General features: G+C 68.3%; 2 protein-coding genes. Both read right to left on the reverse strand.

The window, feature by feature from the left end; genetic code table 11:
• Positions 1-64: 64 nt before the first annotated feature.
• A complete protein-coding gene (locus IE244_RS41420) occupies positions 65-358 on the reverse strand; it encodes a DUF8847 domain-containing protein (protein WP_191878750.1) in 294 nt (97 codons plus the stop codon).
• A gap of 42 nt (positions 359-400) precedes the next feature.
• Positions 401-1,603 carry an IS110 family RNA-guided transposase gene (locus IE244_RS41425; protein ID WP_191878751.1) on the reverse strand — a complete coding sequence of 401 codons (1,203 nt, stop codon included), beginning with the start codon at positions 1,601-1,603 and terminating at the stop codon, positions 401-403.
• Positions 1,604-1,851: the final 248 nt, after the last annotated feature.

Genomic DNA, 1,851 nt, shown 5'->3' on the forward strand with positions numbered 1-1,851 from the left:
GGGGGGGTGCCCCTATCTCTTTGGTCAAGCTGTCTGGGCGCCTGCGAGGTCCGAGGTGGGAGCGTCAGCCGTCGGTGGAGGTGTCGACTCCGGTGTACTCGTAGGTCCAGCCGGCGGGAGCGCCTGGGGCCCGGACGGGTGTGTAGATGTGCCGGGCGGCAGGGTTCCAAGGGCCCTGTCCCTGGCCGCCGCGAGCACGGAGGCGTGAGGGCGGAAGTCCGTCTTGATTGAGCTGGACGATCTTGGTCCGTCCGTTGAACGGGCCGCCGGTCAGTTTGATGCCGACGGTGTTGTTGACCACCTCGCCGGTGAGCCAGCGGTGGACGACCTTCATGTGCTCGGAATCCTCGGCCTCCATTTCCGAAGCTGATCACGCGCCCGTCCGCAGGACAAGAAGGTCTCAAGTCGCTGCGGCAGTCCGGGACTCGTAGAAGGTGCCGTCTCTGAGCATCGCGAAGAGGACGTCGGCTCGTCGTCGGGCGAGGCAGAGCAGGGCCTGGGTGTGGTGCTTGCCCTGGGCGATCTTCTTGTCGTAGTAGATCCGGGAGGCCGGGTCGCCCAGGGCGGCGAACGCGGAGAGGAAGAAGGCCCGTTTGAGCTGCTTGTTTCCTCTTCGGGAGGGCTGTTCGCCGCGGATCGAGGACCCGGAACTGCGGGTCGCGGGCGCGAGTCCGGCGTAGGCGGCGAGGTGGCCGGCGGTCGGGAAGGTGCTGCCGTCGCCGACCTCGATCAGGATCCGTGCTCCGGTCCTGACGCCGACTCCAGGCATCGACCTCAGGACCTTCGAAAGAGGGTGGGCCTCCAAGAGTTCCTCGATCCGCCCTGCCAGGAGTTTGCGCTGGTCAAGGACAGCGGCCAGGGACCCGGCCAGGCTCGGGACGATCAACGAGGCCGCCTCGGTCCCCGGGACCGTCACGGTCTGCTCGTCCAGCGCGGCGAAAATCTCCTCGACCAGCCGCTCGGCCATCCGCGGCGCCTTCGGCCGCAGCAGCGTGACCAGCCGCCGACGGCCCGCCTTGCGTATCTGGGCCGGGGAACCGAACCGTTCCAGCAGGGCCAGGACGGCCGGGTGCTGCAACCGCGGCCCCAGCACCCGTTCCAGCGACGGATGGATCTGGGTCAGCAGGCCGTGGAGCCGGTTCGCGACCCGGGTGGCCTCGCCGGCCAGGTCGTCGTCGAACCCGGCGATCATCTCCAGCTCGGCGATCGTCTCGTCCTCGCTGTCGATCGCCCGCAGCGTGTGAGGCATCGCGCGGGCCGCGTCCGCGATGATGAACGCGTCTTTGGCGTCGGTCTTGGCCTCGCCTGGGTAGAGGTCGGCGATCCGCCGCATCGTCAGCCCGGGCAGGTAGGCGACCGGGCAGTCCATGTCCCTGGCGACCGCGAGCGGTAGTGCCCCGATCGAGGCCGGTTGGTCGACCACGACCAGCACCGTTCCGTGCTTGGCCTGCAGTTTCGCGAACAGCTCGCGGAGCTTGGGTTCGGTGTTGGGCAGGCGCTTGTCGAAGGCCTTCTTGCCGGCCGGGGTGACTGCGGTGGCGTGGTGTTCGCCTTTGCCGACGTCCAGGCCGAGGAAGACGTCGATGTCACTCGTGTCGATCACGTGCAGGCCCCTCCGCTCACGCTTTCGTCCGGCCTTGCCTCGGCACCGAGCTGCCACACCCACGTTACGGAGAGCTCTTCCGGCTCGGGTGAAGCCAGTGCTCAAGCCCCTCATCAGCGGTCCGTCGATGCCTCCGGGCCCGGTGACACCACCCCCCGGATCATCAACCGCAACAAGGGGGGGAAGTCATGCCGGACCCGAAGGCCGGTAGCCCCATTGCGGAGCCACGAAAACGGTAACGGGGGGGG

Source organism: Streptomyces filipinensis (assembly GCF_014649495.1).
Taxonomy (GTDB): Bacteria; Actinomycetota; Actinomycetes; order Streptomycetales; family Streptomycetaceae; genus Streptomyces; species Streptomyces filipinensis.

Coding starts and splice junctions, on each gene's coding strand:
- IE244_RS41420 (WP_191878750.1), bottom strand. CDS start 358: ATGGAGGCCGAGGATTCCGAGCACATGAAGGTCGTCCACCGCTGGCTC.